Source organism: Streptomyces sp. NPDC087420, from assembly GCF_044744165.1.
Classification (GTDB): domain Bacteria; phylum Actinomycetota; class Actinomycetes; order Streptomycetales; family Streptomycetaceae; genus Streptomyces.
In genome coordinates this window covers 411,556-433,842 of the sequence record NZ_JBIUXU010000004.1, presented here as the reverse complement: position 1 = coordinate 433,842, position 22,287 = coordinate 411,556, and the positions used below count along the sequence as shown (strand labels likewise).

Genomic DNA, 22,287 nt, shown 5'->3' with positions numbered 1-22,287 from the left:
TTCAGACGGACACCAGGTGTTTGCGCCCACCCCAACTGTTCCGTCTGCATCGAACAGGCCGTCTGAATCCAGTTGTCCACGGATGCGGCCGGTCCGGCGGAAAATTCGAGCGGGGCACTTTCAATACCTGGTCGCCAACCACGTTGCAGTGCTGTGATGCCTCCTTGTCCCAGGGCGTGTCGGTCGAAATTGCCTACCGCGGTAGGCCGCAAGGGCGGAGACTCGTGTCGTGGCTGACATGGGGGTGTTCCGGGACGCGGTTCTCGTGTGGGCGGCGGGTGGTTCTGGGGAGCTTGCGCGGGAGTTGGCCGGGCGGGTGGGTGTTCGGGTTGTCGTTTTGCTGGAAGGGCCCAGCGACGCCGCCGCGGTGAGTGCGCTGGCCGCGCGGCGCGGGAGGGATCTGGCCGCCGAAGGCGTCTGTGTGCTGGCCATGGGTGGGGCGATGAGTGTGGGGCGGTTTGTTCAGCTTCTTGGGCCGCCCGGTCTCGGGCTGCGGCTCGTGGGGCTGTGTGACGAGGCGGAGTTCTCTTTCTATGCCCGTGGGCTGGAGCGGGCCGGTGCGGCGCGGGAAGGGTTTTTTGTCTGCGTGGCCGATCTGGAGGATGAATTGATCCGTGCCCTGGGTACGGACCGGGTGGCGGAACTGGTCGAGGCCGAGGGCGATCTGCGTGCCCTCCAGACCTTCCTGCGCCAGCCCGCGCAGCAGAGCCGTACCTCACAGCAGCAGTTGCGGCGCTTCCTCGGTACGAAGAAGGGGCGCAAGATTCACTACGGTCGGGTCCTTGTCGAGGCCCTGGAGGCCGACCATGTACCCGGCCCGCTCGATGACCTGCTCGCCGTCCTCCGACCGCCGGGCGGCCTTTGGCCCGGCTGAGCAGTTCATGCTCGCCGCCGCCCTCAATGGGCCCACGGTGGTGCGATCGTGCTGCCGTCCGCCAGCCTGGCCGTGAGGCCGGCGCGGGTGGTGACCCACATGTGGGCCGGGCGGTCCGTGGTGTTGGCGACCGCCACCTCGGAGCCGGCCGGGGCCACCGCCGCGTCGCCGGGATCGAGTTCGGCCGTTTCGCCGTCGATGGTGAGGCGGAGGCGGCCGGACAGGACGTAGAACGTCTCCTCCTCGCTGATCACGTGGGCCGGCGCCACCGTTCCCGCCGGGACCTCGCCGCGCCAGGCCGCGAGGTCGCGACTGCCCGTGCCGGGACGGACGTACGAAACGAACCGGGTGCCGTGGATCTCGTGCACGACGGCCTCGTCGCTACGGATGAAGGACATGCGGGTAGCCTCCTCATGGGCAAGCAGCTTGTCCATATAGACAAGCTGCTTGACGAGTTATAGTCAAGCCCATGGATGACGCCCTGGCCTTCTCCGCCCTCGTACTGGCCCTCTCCGGACAGCTCGTGCGAGACATCCACGCGCGCGTGTCCCAGCAGGGATTCGAGGATCTGCGGCCGGCGCACGGCTTCGCCTTCGTCCGCATCTCCTGGGGCGGCGCCACCACTGCCGACCTCGCCGAGCACCTCGGGGTGACCAAGCAGGCCGCCGCCCAGTCCGTCGAGGAACTGGTCCGCAAGGGGTACGTGGTGCGGCGCCCCCACCCCCACGACGCCCGCGCCCGCCTCCTGGAGCTGACCGAGACCGGCTGGGCCGCCACCCGCGCCGCCGATCAGGCCGCCCGGGACGCCGTCGCGCCCTGGCGGGAGGTGCTGGGCGAGGCGCGCTTCAGCGAGCTGGTCACCGACCTGGTCCGGATCGCCCCACCGGGACCGATCCGCCCCACCTGACCGCCCTCGCGGACCATCTGCCGTCCTCGTGCCGGACGTTGATCGGGTGGTGGAAGGCCGCCGAGACGTTCTCCGTCGTCACGACCTTCTCCACCGCGCCGGAGGCGACCACCCGCCCGTCGTCGATGAGCAGCGCGTGGGTGGTCGAGGTCGGCAGTTCTTCGAGGTGGTGCGTGACCAGGATCGACGCGAGGGCGGGATGGGTGGTGTCGAGCAGGTCGATCGTTTCGAGCAGCTGTTCGCGGGCCGCCACGTCCAGGCCCGTCGACGGTTCGTCCAGGAGGAGCAGGCGCGGGTCGCACACGAGGGCGCGGGCGATCAGGACCCGGCCGCGTTCCCCCTGCGACAGGGTCGGCCACTTCGCGTCCGTCTTTCCCGCCAGGCCCAGGGTGTCGATGAGGGAGTCGGCCGCGGCGAGGTCGCCGGGGCCCGGCTGCCACCTCGGCGGGCTCGCGATCGAGCCCGTGAGACCCGTCAGGACCACCTCGCGGACGGTCAGCGGCGACCGCAGCGGGTGGCGCGGGTTCACATGGCCGATCGCACGGCGGAGCGCCTGCAGCTCGACCCGGCCCAGCCGCCCGCCCAGGACGTGGACCGTTCCCGACGTCGGGTGCGTGACCGCGCCGCAGAAGCCGAGCACGGTGCTCTTTCCGGCGCCGTTCGGGCCGAGGAGCGCCCAGTGCTCCCCCTCCCGCACGGCGAAGCTGACGCCGTGCAGGATCTCCTTGCCCTCGCGACGGAACGTCACGTCGTCCAGCTCCACCACCGGGAGATGCCCGGGCCTCGCCGCCGTCACAGGAACGCCTCCTTCAGAGCCGTCAGATGCGAGCGGCTCGACTCCATGGCCGCCCCTGGGTCGCGGTCCACGACGGCTCGTACCAGCGCCTCGTGCACCGCGTGATCGGCCTCGCCGGAGACGAGGGGTCGCAGCCTGAGCATGTCGATCATCGCGGGGCGTACGCGCGGGACGAACCCGTCGAACAGTTCCGTGAGTACGTCGTTGTGGGCCGCCCGCACCACCGTGCGGTGGAAGGCCATGTCGGCATCGACATGGGCGTCGATGGTGCCGATGTTGTCGATGCTGTCGATGGTCCGTCCGTCCGTACGGCGTTCCCGCAGCGCCCGCCGTATCGCGCGCAGGTCGGCCGGGGTGCGCCGCACCGCGGCGAGCCCGGCGGCCTCGGCCTCGATCGCGATCCTGGCCTCGATCACCGACACGATCGACGCGTGCCGCAGGACGGTCTCGCGGTCCCCGGGCGCGTCGAGCGCGGTGACGAACACCCCGGCGCCCTGGCGGGAGTCGAGCACCCCCTTTCCGGACAGCTCGCGGATCGCCTCGCGCAGGGTCGAGCGCCCGACGCCGAGCTGGGCCGCGAGGGTCGTCTCGCCGGGCAGCCTGTGCCCGAGCGGCCACTCGCCCGCCTGGAGACGCTCCAGCAGGACATCGGCGACCTGGGCCGCCAGGGGGTGGCGGCGGATGGGTGACGGCATCGACAGCTCCTCCGCTTGTCTGAGGAGTTATACCATTCCGGTCCATCATTCCGGTCCCCTCGTACCCTCCGTACGACCGGAGCGATCCACGCCCTCCTGGGGGAATAATGGACCGCGTTCGATCGCCCCTCGGCGAGCCTTCCCCGAAGCGGGGTTGAGCCGTGAGCGGTGAGGCGGAGGCGGGGGAAGTGACGGGTGAACGAAAAGGGCGCGGATCACGTGTGTCCGGCAGGCGGTACGACTCCGCGCGGGCCGGGCCGAACCGGCCCCGGCGGCCCGCCGCGCGCGAGCGCTGACATGCCCTCAGGACCGGCTGGGCAGCGGGCTATGCTGCCGACTGGCCGAAGGCCCTGGCGCCTGCGCTGAACAGGGGCGACTCGGCTCCGAAGCGGAAACGGATCATGCGGGGGGACCTGGCCGGCCCGGTACGCGACGCCCCGCCCGGCGCCTCGGCGACGACCGGCACGCATCGATCTCAGCGGTTCATCCCATCGACCTCAGCGGTTCCACGATCTCTCTTCACGATCCCTCTTCACAACCCCTCTCTACGAACCATGGAAAGGAGTGACCTGTGCCACCTGAAATAGTTGGGCGCGAGGGTGCTCTTGCCGGACGACGCTTTCCGATCGGCGAACAGCCGGTCACCTTCGGGCGCAAGGGCGACAACAGCGTGGTCATCACGGGTGGCAGCGCCTCGCGCTTCCACGCCGAAGTGATCCGCGAGGCCGACGGCTACGTCCTGCACGACCGGGGGAGCAGCAACGGCACGCTGGTCAACGGGAAGCGCGTGACCTCCCAGGTGCTGCGGCCCGGCGACCTGATCAAGATCGGCGACGAGACGTTCTGTTTCGAGGTGGCCGACGCCATGGAGACGATCATGGATCTCTCCTTGATCGAGTCGCTCATCGCCTCCACGCCGGCCGTCGAACCGGGCCCCGTCCTCAAGGTCACGATCGCGGGAGGCGGCCCGGTCGGACTGAGCCTCGCCCTGCTGCTGGAGCACTTCCTCGGCCCCCAGGTGGCCATCACCGTGTACGACGGCCGCTGGGTCCAGGAGGACGCGCGGATCGTATGGAAGAACCAGGGCCAGGGGAACGTACGGCGGCAGCAGGTCGTCACGGTCCAGAGCCGCCAGTACCTGAATCTCCCCGAAGAGATCCAGGCCCGCCTTTTCACCCCCGAGGCGTATTCCGAGATGTGGCCCGCGGGCCCGGACTCGATTCGCGGATTCAATCCCCGGAACATCCGGATCGCGCACGTCGAGGACAAACTGCTCGAAATCGCGAACGAGAAATCCGAGCGCATCACCCTCGTCCCGGCCAAATTCGATCCGACCGAGCAGCACGACACCCTGGTCAAGGACCATGTGCTCGCGATCTGCGAGGGCGGCAGGTCCCGTACGCGTGAGCACTTCACGTCCAAGTTCGGCAACGCCGACAAATCGATCTATTCGCTGGACGGCCACCACGTACAGGATGTCGTGCTGGGCCTGCGGGTGAAGTCCGACCTGACGGACCCCATGACCGTCCTGCTGACCGTCGCCCAGAACCGCTTCCTCCTGAACGCCCTGCGCGGCGAGGGCTTCCTGAACATGCGGCTCACCGACGCGGAGGCCAAGGAAGTGGTCGGCATCGACCCCGTCCGGCACGTCTTCGAGGACTGCATCGCCTCGCGCCCCTGTGTGATGGGCCGCGACGAGGACGGCGACTTCCACTGCTCCACCCACGGCACGCTGTTCCTGCCCGCCCTGGTCAGGGGCTCGGCGCTGTGGAAGCGGGTGACGGAGGGGCTGGCGTTCTTCGGCATCTCCGAGGGGAACCTCAGCGCCGTCACCGCGTTCCGGCTGGACATGGTGCAGCGCCCGCGCTTCACCGCCCACCTGTACTCGGCGACGTCGACCACTCCGGGAACGTACGGATTCCTCCTCGGCGACGCGGCCAACGCGATCCACTTCTGGCCGGGGCGCGGGCTCAACAGCGGTCTGGCGTCGGCCATTTCGCTCGCGCGCTCACTCAAGGGCAGCTGGAAGGGGAGGCCCTTCCGTGACGCCGACTTCGTCCGCCACGAAGCGGCGATGTCGATGCTCCAGTACCGGCACAAGAGCCGTGCCTGGAAGGCGATGGTGACCACCGACGAGGACGGGATCACCTCCGCGATCAAGGACAAGATCGCGCAGAGCATCGCGGCGGCGGAAGCGGCGGACGACCTGGACAGGGAAGCCGACATCGACGCGCTGATGGACCAACTGCGCGCGATCCGCGACCGCTTGGCGCCGCGCATTCCCGGCATGCCCGACGACACGGTGCTGAAGGACCATCTGAGCACGATGAAGAGCGCGACGCTGCGGACCCTGCTGGAGAGCGGGGCCTGGGACACGATGATCGTCGGAGGCGAAGAGGTCGACATCGACATCTTCTACCGGGAGGACTCCCCGGTCGCGGCCAAGAAGACCCTGCCGTAGAGGACGGAAGTAAGGGACGGACGCACGTGGCCCGGTTCCCCCCGCCGGGCCCGGCGCGCGGCGCGGGCATTCCGCGCTCCCGCTTCCCCCTGAGCGGGCATCCTGCGCTCCCGCTTCCCCCTGACGGGCTCCGACGGCCCGTACGAGGGGGCCCGGGGCGGCGTGTCAGCCGTCTCAGGTGGTGGGGGAGGGCGCGGACCCGCGAGAATGGGGGGTACGGCATCGGCCCGCTCCCGCGGGCTGCCGTTCACGCCGGGCCGGGGTCTTTTCCGCCCCACGTTGCTTGAGCGATTTAGGAGTGATCATGGCTGGACAGTTCGAGGCGACCACGGAGATCGACCGCCCCATCGAGGAGGTCTTCGCGTTCCTTGCCGACGGAACGAACGACCCCAAGTTCAGCCCCCGGGTGCAGCAGATCGTGAAGTCCCCGGAGGGCGTCACCGGGGTCGACACCGTCTTCCTCAGCACGGTCAAGGACGCCGGGATGACGACGAAGCGGGAATTCCGCATCAGTGAGCTGGAAGCACCCACCCGGATCCGCTGGACCGAGACGTCCAAGAACTCCGTCACGGCCACCGAGGGCGGCTACGACCTGGAGTCCATCGACGGCGGCAGGACGCGGGTGCGGATCTACAACGTCCTGGAGGGCCACGGCATCGGCAAGCTCCTCGTCGGCGTCGCGCTGAGCGCGGCCCGCAAGGACGCGCCGGCCTTCGCGCAGCGGATCAAGGTGGCGGTCGAGGGGGCCTGACCGTGGCGGCGGCGCGTGGCGTCCGGCACGAGGCGTGCCGCGCCCCCGGACGCCTCGCGCCGCGGGCCCTCGGCTTCGTGTGTGCTCCAACTCGTACGCTTCCCGCATGGAAGCGACAGCGATACAGACCAGGCCGCTCGGACGCGGCGGGATCACCGTCAGCGCGCTCGGTTTCGGCTGCTGGGCCATCGGCGGCGAGTGGCAGGACGCCCAGGGCAACCCCCTCGGCTGGGGCAAGGTGGACGACAACGAGTCCGTCGCCGCGATCCACCGGGCGCTCGACCTCGGCATCACCTTCTTCGACACCGCGGACGTGTACGGCGCCGGGCACAGCGAGCGTGTCCTCGGCCGGGCGCTGGGGAGCCGGCGCGACGAGGTCGTGATCGCGACCAAGTGGGGCAACGTCTTCGACGAGTCCGCCAAGTCCGTGACCGGCAAGGACACTTCGCCCGCCTTCGCGCGCCGGTCGCTGACCGCGTCGCTGCGGCGGCTCGGCACCGATCACGTCGACCTGTTCCAACTGCACCTGTCGGACGCGCCGTTGGAGGAGGCGGCCGAACTGCGAGACGCCTGCGAGGAGTTCGTACGGGAAGGGCTGATCCGCGCGTACGCGTGGAGCACCGACGACCCTGAGCGCGCCGCGCTCTTCGCGGACGGGCCGCACTGCGCGGCCGTGCAGCACGCGTGCAATGTCCTCCTGGACGCGCCCGCGATGCTCGCCCTCTGCGAGGAGCGCGACCTCGCGAGCGTCAACCGCAGCCCCCTCGCGATGGGGCTGCTCACCGAGAAGTACCGCACTGGCGGCCGGGGCGCGGCCGGTGACATCCGCGCCGTGCCGCCGGCGTGGCTCCAGTGGTTCAGTGCGGGCGGGGTCCCGGTGCCGGAGTGGGCCGCGCGGGTGGAGGCCGTACGGGAGATCCTCACCAGCGAGGGCCGCACGCTCGCGCAGGGCGCGCTGGCCTGGCTCTGGGCGCGCAGCCCCCGCACCGTACCGATACCGGGCTTCCGGTCGGTCGCCCAGGCGGAGGAGAACGCGGGGGCGCTTGCGTATGGGCCGCTGGGGGAGGGGCAGTTGGCGGAGATCACGCGGCTCTTGGCGGTGTCGGCGGAGTAGGCGGAGTAGTCGCCGTGGGCGCCGTGGGCGGCTACCGCGCGCCTGTGCTCGTGTTTCCGGCCCCGGCCCCGGTCTCGTCGGGGATATGGGCGCCCGCGCCGCCCACCCGTACGCGCGCGTCGCCCGCCCGCAGTTCCACCGTCAGCACGCCGGGGCGGCCCATGTCGGCGCCCTGGTGCAGGGTGAGCGTCGCCGCGTCCGGTACGACGCCCAACTCCCGGGCGTACGCGCCGAACGCGGCGGCCGCGGCGCCCGTCGCCGGGTCCTCGACAACGCCGCCGACCGGGAACGGGTCCCTCACGTGGAACACGTCCGCCGACTCGCGCCAGACCAGCTGGAGGGTCGTCAGGTCCAGCCGCCGCATCAGCGTTTCGAGGCGGTCGAAGTCGTACGCCAGGTCCGCGAGGCGGGCGCGGGTCGCGGCGGCGAGCACGAGGTGGCGGGCGCCGGCGAACGCGATACGGGGCGGCAGGGCGGGGTCGAGGTCGGCCGCCGGCCAGTCGAGTGCGGCGAGGGCTTCCTTGACGTCGGCGTCCGACACGTCCGTGACGTGGGGCTCGACGCTGGTCAGGGTGGCGTGCAAGGTCCCGTCCGGGGTGCGGGTGACTGTGACCGGCACGGTGCCGGCGCGGGTCGCGAACACGAGGTCGCCGGGTTCGTTGCCGTCGGGGCCGGCGTGGTTGGGTCCGTTGCCGCCGGGTCCGATGCGGTCGGGTCCGATGCCGTCGGCGAGGGCCACGGCGGTGGCGACGGTGGCGTGGCCGCAGAAGGGGACTTCGGCGCGGGGGCTGAAGTAGCGGACGGTGTAGGTGCGTCCGGGCTCGCCGAGGCCGTCGGGCGGGGCGGTCAGGAACGCGGTTTCGCTGTAGCCGAGGTCTTGCGCGATGGCGAGCATGTCGCTGTCGGTGAGGTGGGTGGCGTCGAGGACGACACCGGCGGGGTTGCCTCCGGCGGGGTCGGTGGAGAAGGCGGTGTATCGGAGCGTGGTGGCGTTGTGGTCGGGCATGTCGCGTTAACGCGGGGGCGACGTTTGGGCATTCCGGGTGGTCTGGGTTGTGACCGGGTTGCGGTTCGTGTTGTCCTCAATCGCCGGACGGGCGGTCTGGGGCCGGTGGGCCGCGCGTTCTCGGTGACCGGGTTGCGGTTCGTGTTGTCCTCAATCGCCGGACGGGCTTGGTTGTGCCCGCTGCGGGCCGGGTTTTCGGGTGCGGGTTGTTGCCGGGGGCCGGGCAGGGGTCGTGTCCTGCACTGCATGTTTTACGTCGCGTTCAGCCGGTCGTCTTAGCAACGATCGCCACGCGACACAAAACACGCTTTACGTTCCGGACACGACCCCTGCCCGTCCCCCTTCCAGGCCCGCGTTACTACCTGGCCCGCTCCGGGGCGGGCGGGGTCGTTCACTTCACCCCCGGCGTGAGGGGGGTGGGGTCGGAGGAGGTGCGTGTGTCCGGACGTAGAGCGTGTTTTGTGTCGCATGGCGATCGTCAATCAATTGGACCGGTTGAACGCGACGTAAAACATGCAGTCCGGACATACGTGCCTCCGGAGGCCCCGCCCCCCGTCACCACGACAAACCAAGCCCGTCCGGCGATTGAGGACATCAGTAAGCCGCGCCAAACGCACCGGGGCGCAACCTCAACCCCGCCCAATCAACGGCATCGCCGTTGCCATCACCGTTGCGAACTGGACGTTCGCCGACAGAGGCAGCCCCGCCATGTACACCACCAGGTCCGCCACATCCGCCACGTCCATCACCGGCTCCACCGCCACCTCCCCGTTCGCCTGCGGGACGCCCCGCCGCATGCGTTCCGTCATGTCCGTCGCCGCGTTGCCGATGTCGATCTGACCGCACGCGATCCCGTACGCGCGGCCGTCCAGCGACAGCGACTTCGTCAGGCCCGTCACGCCGTGCTTCGTGGCGGTGTACGCGATCGAGTCCGGGCGGGGCGCGTGGGCCGAGACCGAGCCGTTGTTGATGATCCGGCCGCCCCGCGGATCCTGCGCCTTCATCTGGCGGAACGCCGCCTGCGCGCACAGGAAGCTGCCGGTCAGGTTCGTGTCCACGACCTTCCGCCACGCCGAGAACGGCAGCTCGTCCACGGGCAGGCCGCCGGGCCCGAACGTACCCGCGTTGTTGAAGAGCAGGTCCAGCCGCCCGTACCGTTCCCGCGCCGCCGCGAAGAGCGCGTCCACCTCCTCCGGGACGGTGACGTCCGTGGGGACGGCCAGCACGTCGCCGCCCCCCGCGCCGCCCCCCGCGCCGCCCCCCGCGCCGGCGACCGCGCCGGCGACGGCCTCCGCCGTCTCCGCCAGCCGCGAGGGCGTACGGCCCGCCAGCACCAGCGACCAGCCCGCACGGCCCAGCGCGACCGAGACCGTCCGTCCGATGCCCGAACCCGCGCCCGTCACTAGTGCGATCTTGTGCTTGGAGTTGATCTCCCGCATGGCGTTCATGGGCCCGCAGCGTAGTTGAGGTACAGATAGGCGAGGCACGGACCGTCGCCGGGGGAGCCGTCAGGGGAGGGGCACATGACCGCCGCACACCGCCACGCACCTGAACTCAGGGCCGCCGCGAAACGCCTCACGGCCCCGGCGCAGACCGGAAGCCTCCCTCGTCGCCGCCTCCTCACCGGCGCGAGCGCCGGCGCCGCCGCGCTCGCGTTCGCCGTCAACCTCCCCCTCGCCGGTGTCGCGGGCGCCGCCGAGCTGGACGCCAGGAAGGTCGCGGCGGACCCGTTCACCCTCGGGGTGGCCTCCGGCGACCCCCGCCCCGACGGCGTCCTGCTCTGGACGAGGCTCGCGCCCGACCCGTACGTGCCCGACAGCGGCCTGCCCCGCGAGCGCGTCGCCGTCGGCTGGGAGGTCGCCGGGGACGCCGGCTTCGCCAGGATCGTGGCGCGGGGCGAGGCGACCGCGCATCCCGAGTTCCACCACAGCGTGCACGTCGACGTGCGGGGCCTCGACCCGGACCGCGTGTACTGGTTCCGCTTCCGTACCGGTACGTGGATCAGTCCGGCGGGACGGACCCGTACCGCCCCCGCGCCCGGCGCGCTGGTGAGCCGCCTCCGGTTCGCCGCCGTCTCCTGCCAGGCGTACCACGACGGGTACTTCACCGCGTTCAGGCATCTCGCCGAGGAGGACCTGGACGTCGTCTTCCACCTGGGCGACTACCTGTACGAGTACGCCGTGTCGTCCGTCGGCGGCGCCCGCAACTACACCGACCGCACCCTGCCCGCCGTCTTCAACCGGGAAACGGTCACGCTGGACGACTACCGGCTGCGGTACGCGCTCTTCAAGTCGGACCCCGACCTGCTGGCCGCGCACGCCGCGCACCCGTTCGTCGTCACGTGGGACGACCACGAGACCGAGAACAACTACGCCGGTGACATCCCGGAGAACTCCGTGTCCCCGGAGGAGTTCCTGCTGCGCAGGGCCGCCGCCTACCGCGCGTACTGGGAGAACCAGCCGCTGGCCCCCCTCCTGGCGCCCACCGGCCCGGACATGCGGCTCTACCGGCGGCTCCAGTACGGCGGGCTCGCGCAGTTCGACGTCCTGGACACCCGGCAGTACCGCTCCGACCAGGCGTACGGCGACGGCTGGCAGGTGCCGGGCCCGAAGTCGGAGGACCCCTCGCGCACCCTGACCGGCGAGACCCAGGAGCGCTGGCTGCTGGACGGCTGGAAGAGTTCGACGGCGACCTGGAACGTCGTACCGCAGCAGATCACCTTCGCCCGGCGCCGTACCGCCCCGACCGCCGACTACAAACTGTCGATGGACTCCTGGGACGGCTACCCGGCGTCCAGGCAGCGGCTCATGGACGGGGCCGAGGCGGCCGGTCTCGCGAACCTCATGGTGCTGTCGGGGGACGTGCACACGGGGCACGCGTACGACATCAAGAAGGACTGGGACGACCCGGACTCCCGCACGCTGGGCACGGAGATCGTGGCGACGTCCGTCACCAGCGGGAGGAACGGGCGGGACCGGCCCGCCGACTGGGACACCTTCATGGCGGCCAATCCGCACATGAAGTTCTACAGCGGGCGGCGCGGCTATGTGACCGTCGAGCTGGGCCTCACGCGCGCCAGGGCGGACTTCCGTACGGTCGACGTCGTCACGGAGCCGGGGAGTCCGGTCAGGACGGCGGCGTCCTTCGTGACGGAGGCGGGCAGCCCGGGCCTGAGCCCGGCCTGACCCCAAGCCCGTCCGGCGATTGAGGACATCGGTAAGCCGCGTCCACCACCGGGCCGCAGACGCCCGTCCGGCATGAGAACACCACGCACCCCCGCGGGCTACGCCCGCCCCGCGTCAGCCGGAAAGCGCACCCCGATCAGCGAACGCACCGCGTCCAGCGTCCGCATCACCGCCACCGTGCCCGCCAGCGGTACGAGCGGGGACTCCGTCTCGCCCGCCCGCAGGCACCGCATCACCTCGACCGCCTCGTGCTGCATCCCCCACAGGCCGCCCGCGCCCGTGAGCCCCTCCGCCGTGATCTCCTCCGGCTCCGCGCCCGAACGGCGCAGGACGAGGCGGTCCGGGGCGAAGAAGCCCGCCGGGATCTCGATCCGGCCCTTGGTGCCGGTGACAGTGGCGGTACGGGGTGTCTCGGCCGTCACCGAGCAGGTGAGGAGCGCCGTCGCGCCCGAGTCCCAGCCCAGCAGGATCCCCGTGTTGAGGTCGGCGCCCTCGGGGGAGAGCAGCGCGTCGGCCTGGACCCGGTCCGGTTCGCCCAGCAGCAGGTGGGCGAACGACACGGGGTAGACCCCGAGGTCGAGCAGCGCGCCGCCGCCGAGCGCCGGGTCGCGCAGCCGGTGTTCGGGCGGGAACGGGCCCTCCAGGCCGAAGTCCGCCTGGACGGTACGGATCTCGCCGATCGCCCCGTCCCGTACGAGTTCCACCAGGTGCCGGATCACGGGGTTGCAGTACATCCACATGGCCTCCATCAGGAAGAGCCCCCGCTCCCCGGCCAGCGCCACCAGCTCGCCCGCCTCCCGGGCGTCGAGCGTGAACGCCTTCTCGCAGAGCACCGGCTTCCCGGCGTCGAGGGCCAGCCCGGCGGCGGCCCGGTGCCCGGAGTGCGGGGTGGCCACGTACACGACATCGACGTCCTCGTCGGCGACCAGCCCGGCCCAGCTGCCGTACGCACGCGGGATCCCGAGCCTTCCGGCGAACTCCTTCGCCGAGGCGTCACGGCGCGAGCCGACGGCGACGATCTCGGCGTCCGGCAGTTCACCGACCTCGGTGACGAACCGCTCGGCGATCCCGCCCGTCGCCAGGACACCCCAACGCACCGCACGGCCGGCCGCCACCGGTGCCGCCTGAACCGCGGGTATCGCCCGTGTCGGCTGTTCCGCTTCCGCTGTCATGTGTCGCCTGCCTCATTTGTTGTCGGTCGGGTCCGCACGGATCCCGGATAAATAGGTCCTGACCACTCCGCCTGAGCTGAGAGCATAGGTAAGGATTCAACGACATGGAGATGCGGATGCCTGACGGCGGGCGGACCACCGAGGGACGAGAAGGTCACACAGGGCCGGGGCAACTCCTGCCGGACGTGGCCAAGAGGCCGCCGGAGGAGGCGGCTTCACGCCCGCCGGGGACGGCGGAGAAGGTGCCGGCCCAGCGCCGGGCACCTGCCCGGGAAGACCGGCGGCTCACGGAAAACCCCACCGCCCGCCGGGCCGGGCTCCTCGTCACCCTCGTCCTGGGCGGGCTGACGGCCCTTCCCCCGCTCTCCATGGACATGTACCTCCCGGCGCTCCCGGACGTCACCGGCTCGCTCGCCGCGCCCGCCGCCACCGTCCAGATCACCCTCACCGCCTGCCTCATGGGCATGGCGCTCGGCCAGATCGTCGTCGGGCCCATGAGCGACCGGTGGGGGAGACGCAGACCGCTGCTCCTCGGCATGGTCGTCTACGTCCTCGCCACCGCCCTCTGCGCCGTCGCCCCCAACGTCGAACTCCTCATCGGTGTCCGCCTCCTCCAAGGACTGGCGGGCTCGGCGGGCATAGTGATCGCCCGTGCCGTGGTGCGTGATCTGTACGACGGGGTGGAGATGGCGCGGTTCTTCTCCACGCTGATGCTGATCTCCGGTGTCGCGCCGATCATCGCGCCGGTGATCGGCGGTCAGGTGCTGCGGCTCACCGAGTGGCGGGGCATCTTCGTCGTGCTCACCGTGATCGGCGCGCTGCTCACGTTCGTGGTGTGGAAGTGGCTGCACGAGACCCTGCCCGAGGAGAGGCGGCACAGCGGGGGTGTCGGTGAGGCGCTGCGTACGATGCGCGGGCTGCTCGCCGACCGGGTGTTCACCGGCTACATGCTGGCGGGCGGTCTCGCCTTCGCCGCGCTGTTCGCGTACATCGCGGCCTCGCCCTTTGTCGTCCAGGAGATCTACGGCGCCTCGCCGCAGATGTTCAGCCTGCTCTTCGGCGTCAACTCCGTGGGGCTGATCGCGGTCGGCCAGATCAACGGCAAGCTGCTCGTCGGCCGGGTGAGCCTGGACCGGGTGCTCGGCTTCGGGCTCGCGGTCATCCTGCTCGCCGGGGTCGCGCTGCTGCTGATGACCACCGGGGTGTTCGGGACGGTGGGGCTCTTCCCGGTCGCGGCGGGCCTGTTCGTCCTGATGTCGGCGATGGGCCTGGCGATGCCCAACACCAACGCGCAGGCGCTGATGCGCACCCCGCACGCCGCCGGGTCGGCTTCGGCGCTCATCGGTACGTCGTCGTTCCTGATCGGGGCCGTGGCCTCGCCGCTCGTCGGGATCGGCGGCGAGGGGACGGCGGCGCCGATGGCCCTGGTCCAGGTGGTCAGCGCGGCCGGTGCGATCGGCTGCTTCCTGGGGCTCGTACGGCCCTGGCAGCGGCGGCGGCCGACCGCCTAGAGGCCGGCGTGTTTCAGGGGCGCGGCGCGTACGCCGTCAGGTGCGGCCGGTCCCGGGCGTCCGTCCAGGGGAAGAGACCCATGCCCGCCGTGCTTCCGGCCGGCAGCCGTACGTTGGGGGCCAGCGCCACCGCCTCGGGCTTCCCGGCCGTCAGGTCCACCGCGACGGGGCTGCCGCCGCCCGCCAGCGCGTCCGTCACCGAGCGGGCCAGGGCCGCGCCGTACGCCGTGCCCTCGTCCGTCACGGCCGTCAGGGTCAGCGGACCGGTGCCGTCCGCCTCCTCGAAGCAGTGGCCCTTCCCCGTCGCCAGGTCGAAGGCGAGGCGGCCGGCGATCAGGTAGCGGCCGGTGGGGGAGAGGGCGGGCTGCGGCGCGTCGACGGGCGCGAGCGCGGGCCTGCGGCAGTGTGTGCGGGCCAGCGTCTTGCCGGTGGTCATGTCGTGCACCGCCCAGGTCTCGTGCGTGGCGGTGTCCTTGGCGCCCTTCTTGCCCTGCCACCGGGCGAGGATCCGGCCCGGTGCCACGGAGGACAGCACTCCGGAGGCGGGTGCGGTGCCCGTGGGGGCGACGGTACGGCTGAACCAGCCGCCGCGCACCCAGAATTCGGCCGCGCCGCCCACCAGCACGCCCTGTTCGGTGACCGCGCGCAGTTCGGTCAGCCGGCCGCAGTCCCGGCAGCCCTTCGGCCGGCCGAGCGCGCCGGGCTCCACCCGGGACACCCCGCCGGTCGCCGGGTCGACCACGGCGCCGGTGGCCTTCCCGTCGCTGATCAGCACGCGGGAGCCGGCGGCGGTCACGACGGGCGCGGCGGGCCAGGGCACCTCGACGCGGCGGCGGTCGCCGGTGACCGCGTCGTACACGTCGAGGGAGACGATCGTGTCGGAGGAGGCGGGGGCGGGGGCGGTCGCGTCGAGCTTTCCGTACGACCAGGTGACGAAGTACGCGCGGCCGTCGGCGGCGGTGACGTCCAGCAGGCGCGGGGGCAGGCCGGGGGCGAACAGCGCGCGGGTGGGCGTGCCTTCCCAGGCGCGTTCGCCGGACGACGGGTCGAGCGTCCGCAGCCGGAAGCGGTTGTTTGTGGCGCTCTCCAGGTGGGCGAGGCGGGTCGCGGTACCGGCCCCGGCGAGCGCGTACGCGGGCGAGGCGCCGGTGATCTCCCAGCCGCGCGCGGTGTCGTAGGCGGGCGGGACGGTGAGCCGGGCCGGTGGTGCGACGCTCCCGGCGGCCGGCTTCCCGGCCCCCCGGGCGCCCTTCGCTTCGACGCCGTCCTCCTCGGCGCCGTCGCCGTAGGCGGCGAGGAGGACGAAGAACGCCACCACGATGGCGCCGGCCAGCAAGGAGAGGCGTAAGGCCCGCTGTCTCATGGTCCCCCCGGAGTTGAGATCGCCCGCCGGACCACGGGAGCGGCCAGGGGCGGCGTTCGCCAGCGTAGGCGGCGTCTGCGGTTTGCGGGGGCGCGGCTTACTGATTGTCCTCAATCGCCGGACGGGCTTGGTTTTGCCCGCTGCGGGCCGGTGGTCCTGGTGCGGGTCGGTTGCCGGGGGCCGGGCAGGGGTCGTGTCCTGCACTGCATGTTTTACGTCGCGTTCAGCCGGTCGTATTGGGTAACGGTCGCCATGCGACACAAAACACGCTCTACGTTCCGGACACGACCCCTGCCCGTCCCCCTTCCAGGCCCGCGCCAAAACCCGGCCCGCTCCGGTGCGGGGGGAGGTCGTCTCCGCTTCCGGGTCCGCGTTGAGGCGTTGGCCCACCCGGGCGGGCGGGGTCGTTCAGTCTCCCCGGCGGCGTGAGGGGGGCGGGGTCGGAGGAGGTGCGTGTGTCCGGACGTAAAGCGTCGCAGCTCGCGCGAAGCGCGGTGAGGATAGCAGTCCGGACACACGTACCTCCGGAGGCCCCGCCCCCCGTCACCACGGCACACCCAAGCCCGTCCGGCGATTGAGGACATCAGTGAGCGCAACCAAACGCCGGGCAGAGGTGCGTACGATTCGGCGGTGAACGCCGACACCCTCCCCACCACGGACGCCCTGCGCACCGCACTCGCCGGACTGCTCGACGGGCTGCCGCCCAAGCAGGCCGCGCAGGCCGTCGAGCGGCTGATCGCGAACTACCGGGGGACCACCCCGACCGGCACGCCCCTGCTGCGCGACCGGTCGGACGTCGCCGCCTACGCGGCGTACCGGATGCCCGCGACGTTCGAGGCGGTACGGGCCGCGCTGGACGCGCTCGCGGACGCCGCGCCCGGCTGGGCGCCCGCCAGCCACCTCGACGTGGGCGGTGGCACCGGCGCGGCGGTCTGGGCGGCGGACGCCACGTGGGCGGAGCCCCGTACCACCACCGTCCTCGACTGGGCGGAGCCCGCCCTCGCACTCGGCCGGGAGCTGGCCGAACGCTCCGGCCTTCCCGCGCTGCGTACGGTCGACTGGCGGCGCGCCAGGATCGGCACCCCCCTCGCCCTCCCCGACACCGACCTGATCACGGTCTCGTACGTCCTGAACGAGCTGACCGAGCGGGACCGGGGCGCGCTCGTCACCGACGTGGCGCGGGCCGCGCGCGCCGTGGTGATCGTGGAACCGGGCACGCCCGACGGCTACTTGAGGATCATCGAGGCCCGGCGGCAGCTCATCGGCGCGGGGCTGCGCGTCGCGGCGCCCTGCCCGCACGACGGCGCCTGCCCGATCGAACCGGGCACGGACTGGTGCCACTTCGCCGCCCGGGTCGCCCGCTCCTCCCTGCACCGGCAGGTGAAGGGTGGCTCGCTGCCGTACGAGGACGAGAAGTTCAGCTATGTGGCGGCAGTTCGCTTCGAACCGCGGCCTGTGCGGAACCGGGTCATCCGCAAGCCGCAGATCCGCAAGGGCCAGGTGTTGCTGGAGCTGTGCACCCCGTCGGACGGACTGCGCGGCGAGACGGTCACCAAGCGGCACGGCGAGCTGTACCGCGCGGCGCGGGACACGGCCTGGGGCGACCCGTGGCCCCCGCCCGACACCGTGTGATCCGTTCGGGTGATTCCCGCGCCCGTCCTGCCGGTCCCTTCGCCAGCAATCGAGACGATACGTCTCGCCTCTGCCCGTTGGTAGATTGACGCCATGGCCGACAGCAGGGCACCCGACTCCACCCGCCGCAGCGACCGGTCGCGCCGGGCGATCTATGACGCCGCGCTCGCCCTGGTCACCGAGGTCGGCTACGCGAAGACGACCGTCGAGGGCATCGCGGCCCGGGCCGGGGTGGGCAAGCAGACGATCTACCGGTGGTGGCCCTCGAAGGGTGCCGTCCTCCTCGAAGCCTTCCTCGATCTCACCGAGCAGGCCGCGCGCGCCGCCGCCGACGGGGCGGGGCCGTATGAGATCCCCGACACGGGTGACCTGGCCGCGGACCTCAAACTGGTGCTGCGCGCCACGGTCGACGAGATGAACGATCCGACGTACGACCTCCCCTCACGCGCGCTCGCCGCCGAGGGGATCGTCGACGCCGAACTGGGCGCCGAGTTCGCCCGCAAGCTCCTCGAACCGCAGCTCCAGCTCTACGTGAAGCGGCTGCGTGCCGGTCAGGACGCCGGTGACGTACGGCAGGATCTCGACCTCCGGATCGCCCTGGAACTCCTCGCGGGGCCCCTCGCGCACCGCTGGCTGCTCCGTACCCTCCCGCTCACCCACGCCTACGCGGACGCCGTCGCCGACTACGCCCTGTACGGTCTCGCCCCACGCGGCTGACCGGCGGACGACCGGCGGACGACCGGCGGCTCCCATGTGGCCGACCCCCGGCTGGGGAGGGCGGCCACCCGGGAGGCAGGATGGTGCGACCATGGAAGAGGCCGCAGGGGCCGGCGTGAGGTGTGTGAGGGGATAGATGGGCGACGACTTCGGCCGCTACCGCGGCACGGACAGCAGGATTCCCCAGTGGTTGCGCAGGCGTGCCAAGAAGAGCGCCGAGGCGCTCGACGGGGCGGCGGCGAACCGTGAGGCTCTGTTGCTCGCCGTGGCGGACGCCGGTATGCCCGTCTCGCCCGCGGCCCATCCCGTCGGCTACCGCTGTTCCTGTGAGCGGATCGGCTGTCCGACCCCGGCCAGGCACCCCATCTCCTTCGCCTGGCAGACCCAGTCCACCACCGACCGCGCCCAGATCGAGCGGTGGGCGCGCAATCAGCCCCAGGCCAACTTCATCACGGCGACCGGCATGATCCACGACGTGCTGGACGTGCCGCTGGAAGCGGGCAGCCGGGCGCTGGAGCGGCTGCTGGAACGGTCCGTGGACGTGGGCCCCGTGGCCGACTCCGGCGGCGACCGCATGCTCTTCTTCACCGCCACCCGGGGCACCCCCGAGGACGAGGACGAGTGGTGGCCCTGCGAACTCGACTGCCACCCCGAGACGATGGACGAGCACCCGGGGCTGCGCTGGCACTGCCGGGGCAGTTACGTCCTCGTACCGCCCGCGCGGCTCCCCGGCGACCTGGCGGTGCGCTGGATCCGCGGCCCCGAGCACCCGCTGCCCGATCCCCTGACGCTGCTGGAGACCCTGACGGACGCGTGCGCGCGGTACGCGGGCGAGAACGGCGAACTGGACCCGCACGCGGTGGCCTGGCCCCTGGGCCGCTGAGTCACTGGGTCGCTGAGCCGTCCGGACAGCAACTCGGTTGTTTTCCGGAGCGGTTACGAGCCCACGGCCCCCGTCACACCCTGCAAGCGGCCTATGACGTCGACCTGCGCGGAGCCCGCCCCGGCGCGCGGGACGATCACCGCCTGGTTCGACATCCATTCCTTCGTCACGGTGTTGGTCACCGTGCCGGTCATGAGCGCCTTGACGTCCGTGCTCACCTGCGGCCGCAGCCCCTTCGCCGCCGTCTGCCGCTCGAAGAAACGCGTGGCGAAGAAGACGAACGCGCCGCCGTCCTTCGTCGCAAGACCGACCGGGGCGAAGTCCCCGCCGTTCACGGCCTGGTCGACGTACTGCCGGGTGTACCCCGGTGTCCGCGCCCGCTTCTGACGGTCCGTCCGCCACTCGGTGGTGTGCGGCCCCGGCGCGAAGTGCGCGGGCTCACCGGTCCGCAGGTACGAGGTGTACTCGTCGCTCAGCGCCTTCGGCGCCACCGCCAGGCCCGTGTCGTCCGGCGATATCGCCTCGCCCCAGCCGTCCTTGCCGGTCTTGAAGGCCGGCACCGCGCTCGTCGCCAGGATCGTCAGGTACGCCACCTCCCACGCGCGGTCGGGGCCGTTCCGTACGAACACCAGCACCCAGCGGTTGTCCTGCGCCCCGCCGTCGACGTCCCGGTTGCTGTCGGTGTCCGCGACGAAGAACCGCGGCCAGCCCGCCTTCTCGGGGATGGTGAACTTCGCGTCGGTCAGTTCCAGCGGTACGTGCCGGGAGTTGCCGCCCGGGTCCGTGACACTCCGCGACTTCAGCCCGGCCTGGTTGATCGCGCCGAGCGCGCCCGTGACCTGCCCCGCGTCCAGCGCCGGATCGTACGCCAGGTCCGAGGCGTTGTACGCGTCGGTGAAGACCTTCAGCGCCCGCGCGGCCTCACTCCGCTTCGCCGACGGTACGACCGCCAGCTCCCCGTGCACCGTCACGCACCCGCTCGCCGTCAGTGACAGCGACGCGACCGCCGCCAGCCCCACCACTGCCCGCATCGGCCTCATCATCGGTCGCCTTCTGCTCCTCGGCCCCGCCCCCGCCTCCAACTGACCGTCCGAACCATACCGGGGCCAGGAACAGCGCGAGTGTCGGGACCAGGTAGAGCAGCCACACGATCAGCTGGACCACGGTGGGATCCGGCTGGAAGTTGAAGACGCCCTTGAGGAGCGTGCCGTACCAACTGTCCGGCGGGATCGTGGAGCTGATGTCGAAGGCCTTGTCCGACAGGCCGCCGATGTGGTCGGCCTCCTGGAGGTCGTGCACCCCGTACGCGAGCACACCCGCCGCGACGACGACCAGCATCCCGCCGGTCCAGGTGAAGAACTTCGCCAGGTTGATCCTGAGCGCGCCCCGGTAGAAGAGCCAGCCGAGCACGACGGCGGTGGCGAGCCCCAACAGCACACCGGTCAGCGGCTCGTACGTGCCGTCCTGCGACGCGCGCACCGACGCCCAGACGAACAGCGCCGTCTCCAGGCCCTCGCGGCCCACCGCGAGGAACGCCGTCGCGACCAGCGCGCCCGTGCCCATCGCCAGCGCCGCGTCGAGCTTGGCACCCAGGTCCGCCTTGAGGTGGCGGGCCGTGCGCCGCATCCAGAAGACCATCCAGGTCACCAGGCACACCGCGACGATCGACAGCGAACCGCCGAGCGTCTCCTGCGCCTCGAACGTCAGCTCCTGCGAGCCGTATTCGAGCCCGAAGCCGAAGGCGAGCGCCAGCACGATCGCGACCGAGATCCCGATCCAGATGGGCCGCAGCGCGTCGCGCCGGCCCGTCTTCACCAGGTACGCGACGAGGATGCAGACGACGAGACTGGCCTCCAGGCCCTCTCGCAGACCGATCAGGTAATTGCCGAACACGGCGGGTCCCTTCTGCTCTCTCTGCTCAGGAGACCAGCGTCCGGCCCCACCAGTCGTCCTTGTCCCGGACGCCCGGCGGGATCGCGAAGACCGCTGAACCCACGTGCTGGATGTACTCGTTGAGCGCGTCGGATCGCGCCAGGGACTGCTGTACGGGGATGAACGCGTCCCGCACGTCCCGCTGGTAGGCCAGGAAGAACAGGCCCGCGTCGAGCCGGCCGAGCCCGTCCGTGCCGTCGGTGAAGGAGTAGCCGCGCCGCAGCATCCGTACCCCGTGATGGGAGTCCGGGTGCGCGAGGCGCACATGCGCCGTCGGCAGCATCGCCTTGAGGTTGGGCTTGTCGTGCTCGTGCGCCTTGCCGACCGCCGCGCCCTCGCCCTTGTCCCGGCCGAAGATGTCCTCCTGCTCCTGGAGGGAGGTGCGGTCCCAGCTCTCGATCCGCATCGAGATCCGGCGCGCGACCAGGTAGGAGCCGCCGGCCAGCCAGCCGGCCCCGTCCTTCTGCGACACCCACACGTGCCGGTCGAGCGCGGCGGCGTCCGTCCCGTCGATGTTGCTGGTGCCGTCCTTGAACCCGAAGAGGTTACGGGGGGTCTGGGCGCCCGGCGTCGTGGACGACGTCTTGCCGAAGCCCAGTTGGGACCAGCGCACCGCGACCTTGCCGAAGCCGATGCGGGCGAGGTTGCGGATGGCGTGCACGGCGACCTGCGGATCGTCCGCGCACGCCTGCACGCACAGATCGCCGCCGGTGCGCGCCGCGTCCAGGTTGTCGCCGGGGAACGCGGGCAGGTCCACCAGCGCGTCGGGCCGCCGGTCCTCCAGGCCGAACCGGCCCTTGGCGAAGAGCGAGGGGCCGAAGCCGACGGTCAGGGAGAGCCGGGACGGCTTGAGCCCCAGCGCCTCGCCCGTGTCGTCGGGCGGCGCCTCGGCGAGCCCGCCGTACGCGCCGTCGCCGACCGCCTGGCCCGCGGTCATCCGCTCGGCGGCCCGCGTCCAGTCCTTGAGGAGCTGGGCCAGCTCGGCGCGGTCCTTCGTCGTCACGTCGAACGAGGCGAAGTGCAGGCGGTCCTGTACGGCGGTGGCGATGCCGGCCTGGTGCGTGCCGTGGAAGGGGACCGCCGCGCCGCTCTCCGCGGCGGGCTCGGTCGAGTCCCCGCCCCGCACCGCCGCGACGGTGCCGCCGGCCGCGACGGCACCGAGCGCGAGCCCGGCGCCGCCCCAGCCGAGGAGGGAACGGCGGGAGGGCGCGGCGCCCTTGCCGGCCTCGGGGGAGCTTTCGGTGGTCTGGTCGTCCACGGTGTACCCGTTCCCTACCTGACTGCTTGG

General features: G+C 71.7%; 20 protein-coding genes. 10 read left to right on the top strand and 10 right to left on the bottom strand.

Annotated elements, in window-relative coordinates; translation table 11 throughout:
• The first annotated feature begins 229 nt into the window (after positions 1–229).
• The gene (locus ACIO1C_RS10505; RefSeq protein WP_401860757.1) at positions 230–874 is read left to right on the top strand and encodes a TOPRIM nucleotidyl transferase/hydrolase domain-containing protein; all 645 of its coding nucleotides are present in this window, start codon (positions 230–232) and stop codon (positions 872–874) included.
• A gap of 23 nt (positions 875–897) precedes the next feature.
• Here the strand turns inward: ACIO1C_RS10505 and ACIO1C_RS10500 are convergent, their stop codons facing one another.
• Positions 898–1,272 carry a cupin domain-containing protein gene (locus ACIO1C_RS10500; protein ID WP_401860754.1) on the bottom strand — a complete coding sequence of 125 codons (375 nt, stop codon included), beginning with the start codon at positions 1,270–1,272 and terminating at the stop codon, positions 898–900.
• Positions 1,273–1,343: 71 nt separating this feature from the next.
• Here ACIO1C_RS10500 and ACIO1C_RS10495 point away from each other — a divergent pair, with 71 nt between their 5' ends.
• Positions 1,344–1,781 (top strand): MarR family winged helix-turn-helix transcriptional regulator, encoded by a 438-nt coding sequence (locus ACIO1C_RS10495; protein ID WP_401860752.1) that lies wholly within the window; start codon positions 1,344–1,346, stop codon positions 1,779–1,781.
• Here ACIO1C_RS10495 and ACIO1C_RS10490 read toward each other — a convergent pair.
• Positions 1,732–2,577 carry an ABC transporter ATP-binding protein gene (locus ACIO1C_RS10490; protein WP_401860749.1) on the bottom strand — a complete coding sequence of 282 codons (846 nt, stop codon included), beginning with the start codon at positions 2,575–2,577 and terminating at the stop codon, positions 1,732–1,734. The genes ACIO1C_RS10495 and ACIO1C_RS10490 overlap by 50 nt on opposite strands.
• Positions 2,574–3,272 carry a FadR/GntR family transcriptional regulator gene (locus ACIO1C_RS10485; protein ID WP_401860746.1) on the bottom strand — a complete coding sequence of 233 codons (699 nt, stop codon included), beginning with the start codon at positions 3,270–3,272 and terminating at the stop codon, positions 2,574–2,576. Before ACIO1C_RS10485 ends, ACIO1C_RS10490 begins: the two co-directional genes overlap by 4 nt.
• 571 nt (positions 3,273–3,843) lie before the next feature.
• On the opposite strand from ACIO1C_RS10485, the gene ACIO1C_RS10480 reads away from it, so the two are divergent.
• The 3 genes from ACIO1C_RS10480 to ACIO1C_RS10470 all read left to right on the top strand — a co-directional run bounded on the left by ACIO1C_RS10480 (position 3,844) and on the right by ACIO1C_RS10470 (position 7,598).
• Complete coding sequence (locus ACIO1C_RS10480; protein ID WP_401860744.1) at positions 3,844–5,733, top strand: FHA domain-containing protein; 1,890 nt, start codon at positions 3,844–3,846, stop codon at positions 5,731–5,733.
• Between the two features lie 304 nt (positions 5,734–6,037).
• The gene (locus ACIO1C_RS10475; RefSeq protein ID WP_401860742.1) at positions 6,038–6,484 is read left to right on the top strand and encodes an SRPBCC family protein; all 447 of its coding nucleotides are present in this window, start codon (positions 6,038–6,040) and stop codon (positions 6,482–6,484) included.
• Between the two features lie 106 nt (positions 6,485–6,590).
• Positions 6,591–7,598: an aldo/keto reductase gene (locus ACIO1C_RS10470; protein ID WP_401860739.1), complete on the top strand. Its 1,008-nt coding sequence runs from the start codon at positions 6,591–6,593 to the stop codon at positions 7,596–7,598.
• Positions 7,599–7,629: 31 nt separating this feature from the next.
• Here the strand turns inward: ACIO1C_RS10470 and ACIO1C_RS10465 are convergent, their stop codons facing one another.
• The gene (locus ACIO1C_RS10465; protein WP_401860738.1) at positions 7,630–8,604 is read right to left on the bottom strand and encodes a PhzF family phenazine biosynthesis protein; all 975 of its coding nucleotides are present in this window, start codon (positions 8,602–8,604) and stop codon (positions 7,630–7,632) included.
• 629 nt (positions 8,605–9,233) lie between these two features.
• Positions 9,234–10,052, bottom strand: a complete 819-nt coding sequence (locus ACIO1C_RS10460; protein WP_401860735.1) for an SDR family oxidoreductase — start codon at positions 10,050–10,052, stop codon at positions 9,234–9,236.
• 75 nt (positions 10,053–10,127) lie between these two features.
• Between ACIO1C_RS10460 and ACIO1C_RS10455 the strand changes: the two genes are divergently transcribed.
• Complete coding sequence (locus tag ACIO1C_RS10455) at positions 10,128–11,789, top strand: alkaline phosphatase D family protein (protein ID WP_401860733.1); 1,662 nt, start codon at positions 10,128–10,130, stop codon at positions 11,787–11,789.
• A gap of 98 nt (positions 11,790–11,887) precedes the next feature.
• On the opposite strand, the gene ACIO1C_RS10450 is transcribed toward ACIO1C_RS10455, so the two are convergent.
• On the bottom strand, positions 11,888–12,961 hold the full coding sequence (locus tag ACIO1C_RS10450; RefSeq protein WP_401860730.1) for a Gfo/Idh/MocA family protein: 1,074 nt from the start codon (positions 12,959–12,961) through the stop codon (positions 11,888–11,890).
• A gap of 104 nt (positions 12,962–13,065) precedes the next feature.
• Between ACIO1C_RS10450 and ACIO1C_RS10445 the strand changes: the two genes are divergently transcribed.
• Positions 13,066–14,472 carry a multidrug effflux MFS transporter gene (locus tag ACIO1C_RS10445; RefSeq protein ID WP_401860728.1) on the top strand — a complete coding sequence of 469 codons (1,407 nt, stop codon included), beginning with the start codon at positions 13,066–13,068 and terminating at the stop codon, positions 14,470–14,472.
• A gap of 13 nt (positions 14,473–14,485) precedes the next feature.
• Here the strand turns inward: ACIO1C_RS10445 and ACIO1C_RS10440 are convergent, their stop codons facing one another.
• Complete coding sequence (locus tag ACIO1C_RS10440) at positions 14,486–15,835, bottom strand: hypothetical protein (RefSeq protein WP_401860726.1); 1,350 nt, start codon at positions 15,833–15,835, stop codon at positions 14,486–14,488.
• A gap of 630 nt (positions 15,836–16,465) precedes the next feature.
• On the opposite strand from ACIO1C_RS10440, the gene ACIO1C_RS10435 reads away from it, so the two are divergent.
• From ACIO1C_RS10435 to ACIO1C_RS10425, 3 genes are all read left to right on the top strand, one after another.
• Positions 16,466–17,467, top strand: a complete 1,002-nt coding sequence (locus tag ACIO1C_RS10435; RefSeq protein WP_401860723.1) for a small ribosomal subunit Rsm22 family protein — start codon at positions 16,466–16,468, stop codon at positions 17,465–17,467.
• 93 nt (positions 17,468–17,560) lie between these two features.
• Positions 17,561–18,184, top strand: coding sequence for a TetR/AcrR family transcriptional regulator (locus tag ACIO1C_RS10430; protein ID WP_401860721.1), 624 nt, complete (start codon positions 17,561–17,563; stop codon positions 18,182–18,184).
• 136 nt (positions 18,185–18,320) lie between these two features.
• The gene (locus ACIO1C_RS10425; RefSeq protein WP_401860719.1) at positions 18,321–19,067 is read left to right on the top strand and encodes a bifunctional DNA primase/polymerase; all 747 of its coding nucleotides are present in this window, start codon (positions 18,321–18,323) and stop codon (positions 19,065–19,067) included.
• Positions 19,068–19,120: 53 nt separating this feature from the next.
• Here the strand turns inward: ACIO1C_RS10425 and ACIO1C_RS10420 are convergent, their stop codons facing one another.
• Genes ACIO1C_RS10420 through efeB form a run of 3 tightly spaced genes read right to left on the bottom strand, consistent with a single transcriptional unit; the run spans position 19,121 to position 22,257 of the window.
• Positions 19,121–20,098: a hypothetical protein gene (locus ACIO1C_RS10420; protein ID WP_401860717.1), complete on the bottom strand. Its 978-nt coding sequence runs from the start codon at positions 20,096–20,098 to the stop codon at positions 19,121–19,123.
• On the bottom strand, positions 19,989–20,960 hold the full coding sequence (gene efeU / locus ACIO1C_RS10415) for an iron uptake transporter permease EfeU (RefSeq protein ID WP_401860714.1): 972 nt from the start codon (positions 20,958–20,960) through the stop codon (positions 19,989–19,991). Before efeU ends, ACIO1C_RS10420 begins: the two co-directional genes overlap by 110 nt.
• A gap of 25 nt (positions 20,961–20,985) precedes the next feature.
• Positions 20,986–22,257, bottom strand: coding sequence for an iron uptake transporter deferrochelatase/peroxidase subunit (efeB, locus tag ACIO1C_RS10410; protein ID WP_401860711.1), 1,272 nt, complete (start codon positions 22,255–22,257; stop codon positions 20,986–20,988).
• Between the last annotated feature and the right edge of the window lie 30 nt (positions 22,258–22,287).